At 67.7% G+C, this 15,102-nt stretch carries 16 protein-coding genes; 14 read left to right on the top strand and 2 right to left on the bottom strand.

Annotated features, from left to right (window positions below; genetic code table 11):
- The first annotated feature begins 14 nt into the window (after positions 1-14).
- The 6 genes from pyrE to maiA are packed head-to-tail and all read left to right on the top strand — an operon-like array spanning position 15 to position 4,282.
- On the top strand, positions 15-599 hold the full coding sequence (gene pyrE / locus K7G81_RS08680; protein ID WP_223030697.1) for an orotate phosphoribosyltransferase: 585 nt from the start codon (positions 15-17) through the stop codon (positions 597-599).
- Positions 596-1,324, top strand: a complete 729-nt coding sequence (locus K7G81_RS08675; protein ID WP_223030365.1) for a pyridoxine 5'-phosphate synthase — start codon at positions 596-598, stop codon at positions 1,322-1,324. Before pyrE ends, K7G81_RS08675 begins: the two co-directional genes overlap by 4 nt.
- The gene (gene acpS, locus K7G81_RS08670; RefSeq protein WP_223030364.1) at positions 1,321-1,734 is read left to right on the top strand and encodes a holo-ACP synthase; all 414 of its coding nucleotides are present in this window, start codon (positions 1,321-1,323) and stop codon (positions 1,732-1,734) included. Before K7G81_RS08675 ends, acpS begins: the two co-directional genes overlap by 4 nt.
- Before the next feature lie 6 nt (positions 1,735-1,740).
- Positions 1,741-2,604 carry a signal peptidase I gene (lepB, locus tag K7G81_RS08665; RefSeq protein WP_223030363.1) on the top strand — a complete coding sequence of 288 codons (864 nt, stop codon included), beginning with the start codon at positions 1,741-1,743 and terminating at the stop codon, positions 2,602-2,604.
- 44 nt (positions 2,605-2,648) lie between these two features.
- Positions 2,649-3,659 (top strand): AI-2E family transporter, encoded by a 1,011-nt coding sequence (locus tag K7G81_RS08660; RefSeq protein WP_255586870.1) that lies wholly within the window; start codon positions 2,649-2,651, stop codon positions 3,657-3,659.
- Positions 3,656-4,282 (top strand): maleylacetoacetate isomerase, encoded by a 627-nt coding sequence (gene maiA / locus K7G81_RS08655; protein WP_223030361.1) that lies wholly within the window; start codon positions 3,656-3,658, stop codon positions 4,280-4,282. The genes K7G81_RS08660 and maiA overlap by 4 nt, the downstream gene beginning before the upstream one ends.
- On the opposite strand, the gene K7G81_RS08650 is transcribed toward maiA, so the two are convergent.
- Complete coding sequence (locus K7G81_RS08650; RefSeq protein ID WP_223030360.1) at positions 4,272-5,357, bottom strand: glycosyltransferase; 1,086 nt, start codon at positions 5,355-5,357, stop codon at positions 4,272-4,274. The genes maiA and K7G81_RS08650 overlap by 11 nt on opposite strands.
- A 115-nt stretch (positions 5,358-5,472) precedes the next feature.
- Here K7G81_RS08650 and K7G81_RS08645 point away from each other — a divergent pair, with 115 nt between their 5' ends.
- Entirely contained in the window at positions 5,473-6,423 is a 951-nt protein-coding gene (locus tag K7G81_RS08645) for a hypothetical protein (protein ID WP_223030359.1), read from the top strand.
- A 30-nt stretch (positions 6,424-6,453) separates the two neighbouring features.
- Positions 6,454-7,641, top strand: a complete 1,188-nt coding sequence (locus tag K7G81_RS08640; RefSeq protein ID WP_223030358.1) for a glycosyltransferase — start codon at positions 6,454-6,456, stop codon at positions 7,639-7,641.
- On the opposite strand, the gene K7G81_RS08635 is transcribed toward K7G81_RS08640, so the two are convergent.
- A complete protein-coding gene (locus K7G81_RS08635; protein ID WP_223030357.1) occupies positions 7,580-9,076 on the bottom strand; it encodes a phospholipid carrier-dependent glycosyltransferase in 1,497 nt (498 codons plus the stop codon). The genes K7G81_RS08640 and K7G81_RS08635 overlap by 62 nt on opposite strands.
- A gap of 250 nt (positions 9,077-9,326) precedes the next feature.
- Here K7G81_RS08635 and K7G81_RS08630 point away from each other — a divergent pair, with 250 nt between their 5' ends.
- From K7G81_RS08630 to K7G81_RS08605, 6 genes are all read left to right on the top strand, one after another.
- Positions 9,327-10,955 carry an alkaline phosphatase D family protein gene (locus K7G81_RS08630; protein ID WP_223030356.1) on the top strand — a complete coding sequence of 543 codons (1,629 nt, stop codon included), beginning with the start codon at positions 9,327-9,329 and terminating at the stop codon, positions 10,953-10,955.
- Positions 10,956-11,028: 73 nt separating this feature from the next.
- Positions 11,029-11,646 (top strand): nicotinate-nucleotide adenylyltransferase, encoded by a 618-nt coding sequence (locus K7G81_RS08625; RefSeq protein WP_223030696.1) that lies wholly within the window; start codon positions 11,029-11,031, stop codon positions 11,644-11,646.
- An 8-nt stretch (positions 11,647-11,654) separates the two neighbouring features.
- On the top strand, positions 11,655-12,038 hold the full coding sequence (gene rsfS / locus K7G81_RS08620; protein ID WP_223030355.1) for a ribosome silencing factor: 384 nt from the start codon (positions 11,655-11,657) through the stop codon (positions 12,036-12,038).
- 6 nt (positions 12,039-12,044) lie between these two features.
- A complete protein-coding gene (locus tag K7G81_RS08615) occupies positions 12,045-12,467 on the top strand; it encodes a 23S rRNA (pseudouridine(1915)-N(3))-methyltransferase RlmH (protein WP_223030354.1) in 423 nt (140 codons plus the stop codon).
- Between the two features lie 4 nt (positions 12,468-12,471).
- Positions 12,472-13,644: a murein hydrolase activator EnvC family protein gene (locus K7G81_RS08610; RefSeq protein ID WP_223030353.1), complete on the top strand. Its 1,173-nt coding sequence runs from the start codon at positions 12,472-12,474 to the stop codon at positions 13,642-13,644.
- Between the two features lie 86 nt (positions 13,645-13,730).
- A complete protein-coding gene (locus tag K7G81_RS08605; protein ID WP_223030352.1) occupies positions 13,731-15,101 on the top strand; it encodes a S41 family peptidase in 1,371 nt (456 codons plus the stop codon).
- The last annotated feature ends 1 nt before the right edge of the window (position 15,102 follow it).

Here is a 15,102-nt window from a genome sequence, read left to right as displayed (position 1 = left end):
AAGAAAGGCGCATGATGACCGAAGACGAGGTGTTGGCCGAATTCCGTGCGGCGGACGCGCTGCTCGAAGGCCATTTCATCCTGTCCTCGGGGCTGCACTCGCCGGTGTTCCTGCAGAAGATGCTGGTGTTCCAGGATCCCCAGCGCACCGAGCGCCTGTGCCGCGCGCTGGCCGAGGCGATTACGGCGCGGTTCGGCCAAGTCGATCTGATCGTCTCGCCCGCGGTCGGCGGCATCATTCCCGGCTACGAAACGGCGCGTGCGCTCGGCTGTCGCGCGGTGTTCGTCGAGCGCGAGGACGGCGAGTTCCGCTTGCGCCGCGGCTTCGAGATTCCAGCCGGCGCCCGCGTGGTCATGGTCGAGGATATCGTGACCACCGGCCTGTCGTCGCGCGAATGCCTGGCGGCGATCCGTCACCATCCGGGCGAGCTGCTTGGCGCGGCGTGCATCATCGATCGCTCGAACGGCAAGGCCGACGTCGGCGCGCCCCTGGTTTCGCTGTGCAAGCTCGACGTGCCGGCCTATCCGGCCGACGCGCTGCCGACTGAACTCGCCGCGATTCCCGCGACCAAGCCCGGCAGCCGGGGCCTCAAGAAGTGAACGAGTCGCTGCGCCTCGGGGTCAATATCGATCACGTGGCGACCGTGCGCAACGCGCGCGGCAGCGGCTATCCCGATCCGGTGCGCGCCGCGCTGCTGGCGGCCGAGGCCGGCGCCGACGGCATCACCGCGCACCTTCGCGAGGATCGCCGTCATATCACCGACGCCGACATCGCGCGTCTTTCGGCCGAGCTGCCGATCCCGCTCAATCTCGAAATGGCGGCGACCGAGGAGATGCTGGGCATCGCGTTGCGCCACACGCCGCATGCCGCCTGCATCGTGCCCGAGAAGCGTGAGGAACTGACCACCGAGGGCGGCCTCGATGCCGCCGGCCAGCACAACCGGCTGGCGCCGATGGTAGCCGAGCTGGCCAGCGTGAACGTCCGCGTCTCGCTGTTCATCGAGCCCGATCCGCGCCAGATCGAGGCGGCGATGCGCTTGGCCGTTCCGGTGATCGAACTGCACACCGGAAAATATGCCGAGCTTTCGGGCGCGGCGCAGGCCGAGGAGCTACGCCGCTTGTCCGATGCCGCCGCGCTCGCCGCCAAGAACGGCATCGAGGTCCATGCCGGCCATGGCCTGACGTATGATAATGTCGCGCCGATCGCGGCGATCCCGCAGGTTCGCGAATTGAATATCGGCCATTTCCTGATCGGCGAGGCGATCTTCGTCGGCCTCGCCGACAGCGTCCGCCGGATGCGTAACGCAATGGATGAGGCACGATGATCATCGGCCTCGGTTCGGATTTGTGCAATATCGAGCGCATTCAGGCCTCGCTCGACCGGTTCGGCGCGCGATTCGAGAATCGCGTGTTCACCGCAGTCGAGCAGGCTAAGGCCAATCGCCGCCCGTTCACCAAAGCGGGCACGCTGGCCAAGCGCTTCGCCGCCAAGGAGGCGTTCTCCAAGGCTGTGGGCACCGGGTTCAAGCGCGGCGTGTTTATGAAGGATATCGGCGTGGTCAACGCCCCCTCGGGCGCGCCGACGCTGGCGCTTGCCGGCGGTGCCAAGGCAAGGCTTGACGCGATGACGCCCGACGGCCACGTCGCGCTGGTGCATCTGACGCTGACCGACGATCATCCCTGGGCGCAGGCATTCGTCATCATCGAGGCGATGCCCAAGAACGAGATCGAGTAGGAGCGCGTGTTGGACGCCGAAGCGAGTAAATCCACCCCGGTGACGGACAAGAAGGCCGGCACCAATTGGTGGGCCGAGATCAAGGGCATATTGTGGCTGCTGCTCGCGGTCTTCGCCTTCCAGAGCTTCATCGCCAAGCCGTTCTACATCCCGTCCGAATCGATGCTGCCCGATCTGCTGGTCGGCGATCGGCTGCTGGTGACCAAATATCCCTATGGCTGGTCGTTCGTGTCGCCGATCTTCCATCCCCTGCCGCATCTCGCCGGGCGGCTGTTCGGCCATTTGCCCAAGCGCGGTGACGTCGTCATCGTCACGCCGCCGGGCAAGCGGGAGGATTATATCAAGCGCGTGATCGGGCTGCCCGGCGACACGATCGAATTGCGCCACGGCGTCGTCATCCTGAACGGCAAGCCGATCGCGCGGGGGCCGCTCCATTATCGCGACATTCCGGTCGACGACAATTCGACCTGCGACCCGAGCCAATATCCCGGCGCGCGTCAGCCCGGTCCGAACGGCAAGATGGTCTGCCACCTGCCGATCATCACCGAAACGCTGCCGAGCGGCCGCAGCTACGATACCGTCGATCTCGAGCCCGATAGCCAGGGCGACAATTACGGGCCGATCACGGTTCCGGCCAATGACGTTTTCCTGATGGGCGACAATCGCGACCGCAGCGCCGACAGCCGGTTCCCGCTGATCGAGGAAGGGCTCGGCGGGCCGGTGCCGTGGGAATATCTCGGCGGTCGTGCCGAGTTCACCACTTTCTCGCTGGACGGCAGCGCGACATGGAATCCGCTCACCTGGTTCACCGATTTCCGCGGCGGCCGGGTCGGGCTGTCGCTGCATCCGCATCAGGGCCCCAAGCCGTGAGTGACGAGGACGCGCAGATCGTTCCCCAGCCGGGGCCCAACGAGATGCGCGATCCGTTGATGCGCGCCGAATTGAAGCGCGCGATGATCTGGCTGGGCCTCGCCGCGGCGATGGCGTTGATCGTGCTGTTGATCCAGCCGTTGCTCATCATCTTCGCCGGGCTGGTGTTCGCGTCGATGCTCGACGGCGGCGTGCGGCTGCTCGGCAAGGTGCTGCCGATCCCGCGCGGCTGGCGGCTGCTGATCGTCGTCATCTGCGTCATCGCCTTCATCCTCGGCGTCTTTTATCTCACGGGCGTCCAGATCGCCGCGCAGTTCGAGCAATTGCGCTCGACACTCGAGGCGCAGGCCAATCGTGTCGCACATTGGGCGGCCGATCTCGGCTTGATGCCGGGCCGCGCCGACATTTCCGATCTGGCGAAACAGGCGCTCGGTTCCATCGGCCGCGTCACCTCGTTCGTCGGCACCGCGATCGGCGCGTTGTCCAGCCTGTTCGTCATCATGGTGATCGGGCTGTTCGTGGCGATGGAGCCCAGCATCTACAATCGCGGGCTGCAATGGATGGTGCCGATCGATCGCCGCGACCATTTCGCCCATACGATCGATGCGATGGGCATGACCTTGCGCAAGCTACTCGCCGGGCGCCTCCTCGGCATGGCGTTCGAGGGGTTTCTCACCTGGGCGATCCTCAGCATCGTCGGCGTGCCGATGGCGCTGGTGCTCGGGTTGATCGCGGCGATCCTGGCGTTCGTTCCCAACATCGGCGCGTTCATCACCGGCGTGTTGATGACCGCGGTCGGCTTCTCCGCTGGCGTCGACAAGGGGATCGCCGCGCTTGCCACCTATTTCGTCGTGCAGACCTTCGACGGCTATGTCGTCATCCCGATGGTGGCGCGGAAGACCGTCGATCTGCCGCCGGCGCTGACGCTCGCCGCGCAGATCCTGGCGAGCAGCCTGTTCGGTATCATCGGGCTGGCGCTCGCCGATCCGATGACGGCGATGATCAAGGTCGCGCTCGAGCAGAAGTCCGAACAGGATGCCGAGGACGCGGCATGACCATCATCCTCCACGATTACTGGCGTTCCTCGGCAAGCTATCGCGTGCGGATCGCGCTCAACCTCAAGCGCGTCGCTTATGAGCTGCGCCCGGTGAACCTGGTCGCGGGCGAGCAGCGCGCGCCTGAAAATCTCGCGCGCAATCCTCAAGGTCTGGTGCCGACGCTCGAGGCCGACGGTGTCGCGATCACGCAGAGCCTGGCGATCATCGACTGGCTCGATGCGACCTGGCCCGAGCCCAAGCTGCTGCCGGCCGATCCGCTGGCGCGGGCGGCGGCTTGGTCGCGGGCGCTCGTGGTGGCGTGCGACATCCATCCGGTCGACAATCTGCGCGTCCTCAAGCGCCTCGAATCGCAATTCGGCGCCGATCAGGCGGCAAAGGACGACTGGTATCGCCATTGGGTATCCGAAGGCCTGACTGCGCTCGAAGCCATGGCGGGCGCGGGTCCGTTTCTCGGCGGCGCGGCGCCCGACATCTCCGATGTCTGCCTCGTCCCGCAGCTCTACAACGCGCGCCGTTTCGATGTGCCGCTCGACGCGTTCCCCAGATTGAGGCGCGCCGATGCTGCGGCGGCGGCGCTCGATGCCTTCGCCGACGCCCACCCCGATCGCGTCAAGCCTTGACCCGAGCGGCGACGATGCGGTCGAACAGCGCGAGATAGTCCGCCGCGGCATTGCTGCCGGGCTCCGGTATCGGGGCGGGGCGTGGGCGGCCGGGCGCCAACCAGTGGTCGAGCGCCGCGACCAGCCCGATTGCGTCGTTCCGGGCGACGACCGTACCCACGGCCGGCGCGGCGACGATTTCGGTCACCGCCGCGCTCGCATCGGTCGCGATCACCGGCGTTCCCTGCGCCAGCGCCTCGCGCAGCACACCCGGCACTCCCTCATAGTCCGAGGTCAGCGCGACCACCGCGGCGCGCGCCAGCGCCGGCCGCGGGTCGAGCGCATGACCGGGCAGATGGACGCGATCCGCCACGCCCAGCGCGGCAATCCGTCGGCTCAGCGCGTCGCGCATCGCGCCGTCGCCGAGAATCACCAGATGCACCGCATCATCCTCGATCCGGGCGAACGCGTCGATCAGCCGATCCCAGCGTTTCTGCGGCTCGAGCCGCCCGATGCCGAGTACGAACCGCGCGTCGGGCAAAGCCGGAGGAGCCGGATCGGGTGCGTGAAGTGCGGGCGGATTGGCGATCACCGACACGCGGTCGCGCGGCAATCTCATGGCCGCGATCGCCTCGTCGGCCAGCGCCGGGCTCATCGCGACGAGATGGTCGACGAAGCGCGGGTGCAGGCGCAGCCAGGCGCGATAGGCGGCCGCGAAGATCGCGCCCTGATCATGGCGTGTCAGGGCATTGGAAGCCTTGGCGACGATCGGCGGGCATGTGGTGCCGAGCCGCAACCGGGTCCAGGCCGCGACGCTGGTATAATGGTTGCCCGCGCAGAAGATCACGTCGGGCGCCAGCCGGCGAATGTGCCGGGACGCCGCATAGAGCGCGCCATAGGATGCCGACCGCAGCGCGACGACCTCGATCCCGCGCGGTAGTTCCGCGGCGAGCGGCCCCTCGCCACAGCCGAGCAGCAGGGTCACGCGCCGCCCGGCCTCGATCCACGCGGCCGCGAGGCGTAGCTGCACGCGCTCGACGCCGCCGCCGTCCAGCGTCTGCGCGAAAGTCAGGATGTGCCGGGCCGGAGGTGCCATTGCCGGGCGCGATAGACCAACGCTGGCCGGAGCGAAACGATTTGCTCGGGCGGCGACGCAAGGTTAAGGGCCGCGCCGAAGGGGATATGCAGCGATTGCGAGCCGCCGAACGCCCATGACCAGCCCGACGATCGAACCGACGGTCGACCGCGCCAGCCTGGCCGGTCTCGAGCCGCTGCCGCCGCTCGGCCGTGGCTGGCCGATCGCGCTCGGCATCATCATCACCGTCGCGATGGTCGCCGGCGTCGGCCGCGAATTGCTCGCCTCGGGCCTGTCGGGGCTGGGCAGGGTCGTGCCCGCCAGCGGCCTGTTTTACCTGGTGTTCGCATTGTTCTATCTGTCGCCGGCGACCTTCGACTACATCGTGTTCCGCCGGCTGTGGAACATCCCCTTCGCGGGTTTCATGGCGCTGATCCGCAAGCGCATCGCCAACGATGTGCTGTTCGGTTATTCGGGCGACGCCTATTTCTACGCCTGGGCGCGAACCCATGCACGCTTCGTCTCGGCGCCGTTCGGCGCGGTCAAGGATTCGACGATCCTCTCGGCGGTGGCGGGCAATACGATCACGCTACTGATGCTGGCGATCGCACTGCCGGTCGGCTGGCATCTCATCACGCCGCCGCAACTGCACGATCTGCGCTGGTCGGTGCTCGTACTCATCGCGATCTCGCTGCCCTGGCTGATCTTCTCGAAGCGGGTTTTTTCGCTGCCGCGGCGGACCTTGTGGGAGGTTTTCGCGATCCATTGCACGCGGCTCGTCACCGGATCGTCCCTGCTCGCGCTGCTCTGGCACTGTGCGCTGCCCGCGGTTCCGCTGGGGATGTGGCTGCTGCTCGCCGCGGCGCGCCTGCTCGTCTCGCGGCTGCCGCTGGTGCCGAACAAGGATTTGCTGTTCGCCAATCTTGCGATCGTGCTGATCGGCGAGGGAGAGGCGGTGTCGCGGCTGGTCGCCTTCGTTGCGGCGCTGACGCTGCTCGTCCACGTCATTCTTCTCGTCGCGATGGGGATCCATGTGCTGGCCGAACGCATGGGACTGACATCAAGACGTAACGTGGAGATGGCCTGACGGGGGACGGTCCAAGCACAGCGGGGCGCCATGCGGATTGTCGACGTCAATGAATTCTATTCGCCGACCGGCGGCGGCGTGCGGACCTATCTCGAGCGCAAGATGGCGATCCTCGCCGCTTTGGGACACGAATTGATCGTTATCGCGCCCGGCCCTGCCGATCGCGAGGAGCGACGGTCCGAGGGCGGGCGGCTGATTACGGTCAAGGCGCCGCCCTTGCCGTTTGATCGTAATTACCACCTGTTCTGGGATGCGCCCCCGGTATGGCGCTGGCTCGATCGCCTCGCGCCCGACGTGGTCGAAACCTCGTCGCCGTGGAAGCCGGCCTGGTTCGTCGCCGATTGGCCGGGCGACGCGGCCAGAGTGTTCTTCATGCACAATGACAATATGGCGGCTTACCCCCAGCGCTGGTTCGAAGGCATCGCGTCGGTCGCGCAGGTCGAACGCGCGTTCGGCTGGTACAGCCGCTACATGAACCGCTTCCTCGCCCGGTTCGATGCCGTGGTGACCAATGGCCCGGCGCTGTTCAAGCGGCTCGCCCGGCGCGGCGTGCGCGTCGATGCGTCGATGCCGCTGGGGATCGAGCGCGCCCATTTCTCGCCGGCGCTGCGCGATGAGGGGCTGCGTGCGGACATGCTCGCGTCATGCCGCCTGCCGGCCGATGCGCGACTGTTGCTGGGGCTCGGCCGGCATCATCCCGAAAAGCGCTGGCCGATGGTGATCGATGCGGTCGAGCGCGCGGCGCGCGAGCGGCCGGTGGGGCTGATCCTGCTCGGCGACGGGGTCGAGCGTCAGGCGATCCAGCGCCGCATCGCCGGCAGCCCGCACATCCGTGCTTGTCGCCCGGTTTACCAGCGCGAGCGCTTTGCGCGCATCCTCGCCAGCGCCGACGCGCTGATCCACGGTTCCGAGGTCGAGCCGTTCGGGCTGGTGGCGTCGGAGGCGATGGCGGCGGGCCTGCCGCTCATCGTGCCTGACGAGGGCGGTTGCGCCGAGATCGCCGATCCGCGCTGTGCCGAGCTTTACGCGGCCCGCGATGCGGCAAGCGCGGCGGCGGCGATCGATCGCCTGTTCGGGCGCGATCCGCTGGCGCTGCGCCGCGCGGCCCTGAAGGCGGCTCGGCGCGTGCGCACCGATCGCGAGCACGCGGTCGATCTCATCGCTTATTATCAATCGGTACTCGATCAGCGACGGGCGCCCTGGGCGAGCGCGGCCTGACGAACAGGGTGAACGGCGTTCCCGTCACCGGCCGGGGCCGATAGCCGGCGCCGGTCGCGATCTGTACCATCGCGCGGTCCAGCCGCGCGTCGCCGCTGGTCCATTCGCCTTCGCCGCCGATCAGGATGGCAGCGGGCGGATCGGCGGCGAAAGCCGCCCCGGCGCGGGCGCGGCTCACCAGCTTGAACCGGGCCTCGTCCGCGAATGGAAGCAGGCCGCTGCTACGAAAGAAGAACGGCCCGGCCGCGAAGCGCGGGTCGAGCCGCCACCCCGTGGCAGCAACGAACTGCGGTGACAGCGTCGCGATCGCGCCTCGCACATCGTCGCGGTCCATCGCCCGCTTGAGCCGGCGCCCGTTTTCGATCGCCGTCGCCAGCGGGAATCCCTGCGCCACGGCAATCAGCGACGGGGCAATTCCGGCAATCACGAAAACCACGGTCGCGATCCGCATCGCGCGACCGGGCGGCCGCTCCTCCCAGAGCAGCGCCAGCCGCACGAACAGTGGCGGTAACGCAGGCAGCAGATATTGCCGCCATGTCGGTGCCGGCAGCAGCGCGGCGATCAGCCCGGCGACGATCAACAGGTCGAGCAGATGCGTCAGCGCGGTCCGCGCCGGGCGGTCGCGCCGCGGGGCGCGTACTACCACGATCAGCGCGAGCAGCGCCGGGCCGAGCGCCAGGAACTTGGTCACGTCCAGCGCCCGCGCCCACCATGCCAGCTTCCAGGCGCGGCCGGCGGCATAATATTGCTCGGGCGCGGCGGTGGGGAAGCGCAGCACGTCGAACGCGAAGGCGTCGGGCGCCGCATGCCAGGTATAAGCGACGAGCAACGCCGGCGGGATCGCGCCGGCTATCAGCCAGGCCGGCCGATAGCGGCGATCGATCAGCGCCAGCGCGCCGACCGCCAATGCGGGAATCGCGTAAGACAGCTTGGTGGCGGTCGCCGCCGAGAGCAGCAGGCCGATCGCCATCGCCGCCATCCGCCCGCCCTCGCCGCGCGCCTGCTTCACCAGCATCCACAAGGCCGCGGCGAGCAGCATCGCCGGCAGCATGTCGTTGCGCGCGATCGTCGCGCTGAACAAGAAGATATCGGTGCTCGCCAGCAGCAGGGCCGCGCGCAGCGCGGCGGCGGGCCGAGCGCCCGCGGCCCTGCTCGCGGCGAGGACGAACATCGCGGTGGTGGCCCCGAACAGCGCGTTGGCGAGCCGCAATGCCGGGAACGCCAGCGTCCCGGCCGCTGCCGCGAGCGGCGCCAGCAGGATCGGTTGCAGCGGCGTCTGCAGATAGGCGAAATCGCGATAGACGAGCGCGTGGCGTGCCAGCATCGTGGCCGCGACATACTGGCTCTCGTCGTGATCGAGCTGCCGCGCGAACGCCACCAGCGCCAGCAGCAAGGCGAGCCCGGCAAGGGTCGCTAGGGAAACGGAAAATTTCACCGCACGGCCATCGTCATGCCGAACTCGTTTCAACATCCATGGAGCAACGACAGCCGGCACATTCGACGGTGATGGAACAGCACGGCGCCCGAAACAAGTTGGCACTATCCTTTTCGGGCAAGTCACCGCCAAAATGGCCCTCGACAAGCCGGCGGGAGGCCGTCGGGTCGAATGTGTCCCGCGGCATTGAGTGTCACGAAGCCGCCATATCGCGGGCGCAGGCCGCGTTGCTGCAAGGGAGGATCACACGATGTCGCTGCTTATCGACCGCCGTTCGCTGCTGATGACGGGTACGTTGGGAATAGGCGCCTTCGCCATTCCCGGCTTCGCGCAGACGCTCTCCATCGCCGATGCGCGCGGCTTCACCCATTCGGTCGCTTCCGGCGAGCCGGCGGCTGATTCGATGCTGTTGTGGACGCGGTACGTGCCGGCGAACGGCGGCGCGGTCGAGCTTAAGGCCGAGATCGCCGAGACGCCCGATTTCGCGCGCGTGATATCCGGCGGTGCCCAGATCACCGGCCCGTGGCGCGACCACACTGCCAAGATCACCGTCGAGGGGCTGCGGCCGGGGCGCATCTATCATTACCGCTTCGTCGCGCCCGATGGCAGCTTCTCGCCGGTCGGCATGACCAAAACGCTGCCCGAGGGCGACATGGCGCGGCGGTTCCGCGCCGCGATCTTTTCCTGCTCGAACATGCCGTTTGGCTATTTCAATGCCTATGCCCATGCGGTCGAGCGCGGCGATATCGACTGCGCCGTCCACCTCGGCGATTATTTCTACGAATATGCCACCGGCAATTATCCGGCGCCGGCCGATGCGGTCGCCGGCCGCAACCCGCTACCCGCCAACGAGACGATCAGCCTCGCCGATTATCGCATCCGCTACGCCAGCTATCGTGCCGATCCGGATTTGCAGCGGCTCCATGCCGCGATGCCGATGATCGCGCAGTGGGACGATCACGAATCGGCGAACGACAGCTGGGAAGGCGGCGCTCAGAACCATCAGCCCGACGAAGGTCCGTGGCTTTCGCGCCGGGCGGCGGCGATCCAGGCGTATCGCGAATGGATGCCGGTCTCCGATGAGCCGTGGAAGGCCTATGACATCGGCGATCTGGCAACGCTGTTCCGCACCGAGACGCGCCTGCTCGCGCGCACCGAGCAGCCCGATATCGCGCCGTTGTTCAAACAGGCCGATCCGGTCGCGGCGCTCAAGGCGTTCCGCGACGGGCCATGGATGGATCCCGGCGCGACGATGCTCGGCACGCAGCAGGAAGACTGGCTGTTCCACGCGATGAAGGCGTCGGTGAAGGCGGGGCGGCGCTGGCAGGTCGTCGGCTTCGGCACAATCATGGGGCAGACCTATATGCCGCCCGCCGCCGAAAACTGGCTCGGCAGCGCGCCGTCGGCCCGGGCAAAGGGCTATGTCGAGGCTGGTATCGCGGCGGCGAAGGTCGGCTTGCCGTTCAATTACGACAATTGGGGCGGCTATCCGGCGGCGCGCGCCCGGTTCCTGCGCGCGGCGCAGGCGCTCGATTCGGATCTCGTCGTCATCTCGGGCGACAGCCACAATGCCTGGACCTACGATCTCGGTCAGGACGGCAAGGCTGCGGGCGTCGAATTCGCCGGGCAGAGCGTCACCTCGCCCGGCTATGAGCATAGCACCAGCGCCGATCCCAAGACGGTCGCCGCCGGCATGATCGCCGCCAGTCCCGAGCTCAAATGGTGCGATACCAGCCATCGCGGCTACATGGTGACGACGATCGAGCCCGATCGTGTGTCCAACGACTGGGTGCTGCTCGATACGATCCGGCAGCGCTCGCTCGCGGCGCGCGTCGGCCATAGTGCGCGGGTCGATCGCGGGCGCCATGTGCTTGCCTGACGTTGCCGAGCGGCGCCGGCGCGGCTAATCGGGAGGCCATGCCCGCGCACTTCCGCCGACCGTCGCGATGACGATCCGCCGCATTGGCCTGCTCGGCGGATCGTTCAACCCGGCGCATTCGGGGCATCGCGCGATCAGCCTCGCCGCCCTCCACGCACTCGGCCTCGGCGAGATATGGTGGCTGGTCTCGCCCGGTAATCCGCTCAAGGAAAAGACGGGAATGGCGCCGCTCGCCACCCGCTTGGCTTCGGCACGAGCGGTCGCGCGCCGTGCGCCGATCCGCCCGACCGACATCGAGGCCCGGCTCGGCACGGTCTATACCGTCGATACGATCGCCGCTCTCCAGCGACGCTTTCCAAATCACCGCTTTATCTGGCTGATGGGGGCGGACAATCTCGCCCAGTTCCACCGCTGGCGCGACTGGCGGCGGCTCGCGCGCGAGGTTCCGATTGCGGTGATCGCGCGTCCGGGGTATGATGGCCAGGCTCACGCGGCTGTCGCGATGGGCTGGCTGCGGCGCTTCGTCCGGCCCGCAGGCCAGGCGAAAAGTTGGACGACGTGGAGATTGCCGGCGCTCGTGCTGTTGCGCTTTCGCCCCGATCCTACTTCGGCGACCCGGTTGCGTGCCGCCGATCCCCATTGGCAGCGACGATTCCTGCCGCCCTCGGCGCGTGGCGCGCCATCATCCTAGGAGTTCCCTTGGCTTCATCCCCGCAAGTATCGCGCTCGTCCGACGCCGATGGCGCCGCGGCGTTGCACAGGCTTGTCCTGTCGTCGCTCGACGACGACCAGGCGGTCGATACGATCTCGATTCCGCTCGCCGGCAAGTCCTCGATCGCCGATCACATGGTGATCGCCAGCGGCCGTTCGACCCGGCAGGTCGCCTCGATGGCCTCGAAACTGGCCGAGAAGATCAAGGCCGAGTGCGGCCGGACGGCACGGATCGAAGGGCTGCCGACCGCCGATTGGGTGCTGATCGACGCCGGCGACGTGATCGTCCACCTGTTCCGGCCCGAGGTGCGCAGCTTCTACAATCTCGAGCGGATGTGGCAGTTCGGCGATGCCCCGGCGGGCGAAGCGTAAAGATCGTTGCTGCTCCACATCGTCGCGCGGGGCCGGATCGGGCGCGGGCCCGAGGCCGAGCTCGTCCAGCGTTATGCCAGGCGTCTGAGCTGGCCGTTCAAGGTGACCGAGCTGCCCGATACCGGCGGCAAGGTGCCTGCCCTCGAGCCGCAAACGCGGCTGGTGCTCCTCGATGAAACCGGTGACGTCCTGCCATCGCGCGAGATCGCGGCGTTGCTCGGCCGCTGGCGTGACGACGGCGTGCGTGAAGCGCGCTTCATGATCGGCGCGGCGGATGGTTTTGACGATGCCGCGCGCGGCGAGGCCGATCTGTTGTTGTCGTTCGGCCGGGCTACCTGGCCGCACCTCCTCGCCCGCGCCATGCTCGCCGAGCAATTGTGGCGCGCGACCTCGATCCTTGCCAACCACCCGTATCACCGCGAAGGATAGCGGGATGAAACGGGGATGGCTGGCGGCGGGTGGTTGCGTGGCGTTGATCGCCACTGGTGCCGCCTGGGCCGTCCCGTCATCCGATCCGCTTGCCGGCGAGCGGCAGCGCCTGACGGCCGCCAAGCAGGCGGCCGAAGCGGCGCAGGCGCGCGCCGACCGGCTCGACGCGCAGGCAGGCGCGGAACAGGATGCGGCGGCCAAGGCGCAGGTCGAGGAGCGGGCGGTTGCCGCGCGAATCGACAAGGCCGGCGCCGATGTCGCCGCCGCCCAATCGCGCGTCGCGCTGGTTCAGGCCGAGCTCGATGCCCAGCGTGGCGTGCTGGCCCGGCGGCAGGGGCCGATCGTGCGGTTGATCGCCGCGCTTGCCGGCCTGGCCCGCCGCCCGGCGATCGCATCGGTCGCCCAGCCGGGGTCGATCGACGATATGGTTCATGTGCGTGCCGTTCTCGGTGCCGTGGCCCCGGTCATCGCCCGGCGAACGGCAGGCGTGCGAGACGAATTGGCACGCACCCGCGCGCTCCGCGCCAACGCGGCGTTGGCGGCGCAAAGCCTCGCCGACAGCCGCGCCGCGCTCGACCGGCAACAGCTGCGCCTCGCCCGGCTCGAAATGACCCACCGGCGGCGCTCGGCCGCGTTGAATCGCGCGTCGCTGGCCGCATCGGATGAGGCGCTGGCGATGGGCGAGGCGGCGCAGGACGCGATCGACCGCATGGAGACGATCGGCGATCAGCGCGCGACCGCCGCCGCGCTGGGCGATTTGCCCGATCCGGCGCCGCGCCCGGCCTCGGGGTCGGCGCTGGCGAGCACGATCGACGGTGACGCGCCGTATCGATTGCCGGTCGGCGGCCGCCTGCTCATCGGCTTCGGCGAGGTTTCGAGCGCTGGTGTGCGGTCGCGCGGATTGACCTTCGCCGCCGGCGCCGATGCCACCGTAGTGGCGCCCGCGGCGGGCCGCGTCGCTTATGCGCGGCGGTTCGGCGATTACGGCATGGTGGTGATCATCGATCATGGCGACGGCTGGACGAGCTTGCTGACCGGATTGGGAGAAACCACCGTCTCGCGCGGCGCAACGGTGGCCAAGGGGACGGTGATCGGCCGCGCCGGCCGCGACGGTGACGTCACCGTCGAGCTCAGGCGGCGGGGAAGGCCGGTCGACATGGTTCCGCTGCTCGCGTGACGGTTTGTCGTCACGGAACGCTAGGAACCGCGCGCGTTTGGCGTTAGTGTCGCCGCCAGCACTGTCCTTCGTGAGATCGAGCGTCCATGCCCCGTAACCTGCTTCAGGCCACCGCAATCGTCGGCGCCCTGGCTCTTATTCCCCTTGGCACCAGCGCGATGGCGCAGGTCGATACCGACACCTATCGCGAGCTCGACAAGTTCATGGACGTCTATAATCGGGTGAAGGCCGATTATGTCGACAAGGTCGACGACAAGACGCTGGTCAAGGGCGCGATCGACGGGATGCTGGCGGCGCTCGATCCGCACAGCTCGTACGAAACCGGGCTCGATTATCAGAACCTGCAAATCCTCAACAACGGCAATTACGGGGGGCTTGGCCTCACCGTCACTGCCGATAGCGGCCTCATCAAGGTGATCGCGCCGCAGGAGGACACGCCCGCCGACAAGGCCGGGATCAAGGCCGGCGACTATATCACCCGGATCGACGGCAAGTCGGTCTATGACGAGCCGCTGGACGATTCGATCCAGCAGATGCGCGGCAAGCCGGGCACCAAGGTTACTCTCGAGTTGCTGCGCCCCGGCAAGGACAAGCCGATCGACGTCACGCTGACGCGCGAGATCATCGAGCAGAAGCCGGTAAAATGGTCGGTGATGGGCGACGTCGGCGTGCTCAACATCAACACCTTCTCCGATCATACCGGCGACGATACCCGCGCCGCGATGGTCTCGATCCAGAAGGCGCTCGGCCATCAGCCGCTAGGCTATGTCATCGATCTGCGCGACAATGGCGGCGGGCTTCTCACCGAGGCGATTTCGGTCTCCGATACCTTCCTGAACCATGGCGAGATCGTCTCGCAGCGCGGTCGCGAGAAGACCGATATCGAACGCTATTACGCCAAGCCGGGCGATGATGCCCATGGCCTGCCGGTGATCGTGCTGACCAATGCCGGCACCGCTTCGGCGTCGGAAATCGTCGCCGGCGCGCTGCAGGATCAGCATCGCGCGATCGTGATGGGCGAACGCACCTTCGGCAAGGGATCGGTGCAGACGCTGATCCAGCTCAGCCCGGATACCGCGCTGCGGCTGACTACGGCGCGCTATTTCACGCCGTCGGGCCGGTCGGTGCAGGAAGGCGGTATCAATCCCGACGTCGTCGTCCCCGATCTCAGCGATCCCGATTACAAGGATCGCCCGGTGTTCCGCGAAGACGATCTACGCCAGCACCTGATCAACGAGCTCAAGGCCGACGATGCGGCGATCGAGCAGGACGACAAGGACGATCCGATGTTCAGCGAAACCGCTGACCAGCTGAAGAAGCAGGGGATCGACGATTTCCAGCTCTATTATGCGGCCAAGACGATCGCGCGGCTCGGTGGCCCGGCCCAGGTCGCGGCGCTGATCAAGAAGCCCGCGCCCGATGCCGCGGCGAAGAAGCCCGCCGACAAGGCGCACTGAC

It is taken from the genome of Hephaestia mangrovi (assembly GCF_019880555.1).
Lineage (GTDB): Bacteria > Pseudomonadota > Alphaproteobacteria > Sphingomonadales > Sphingomonadaceae > Sphingomonas > Sphingomonas mangrovi.
This window is presented reverse-complemented; position numbering and strand designations above follow the sequence as displayed.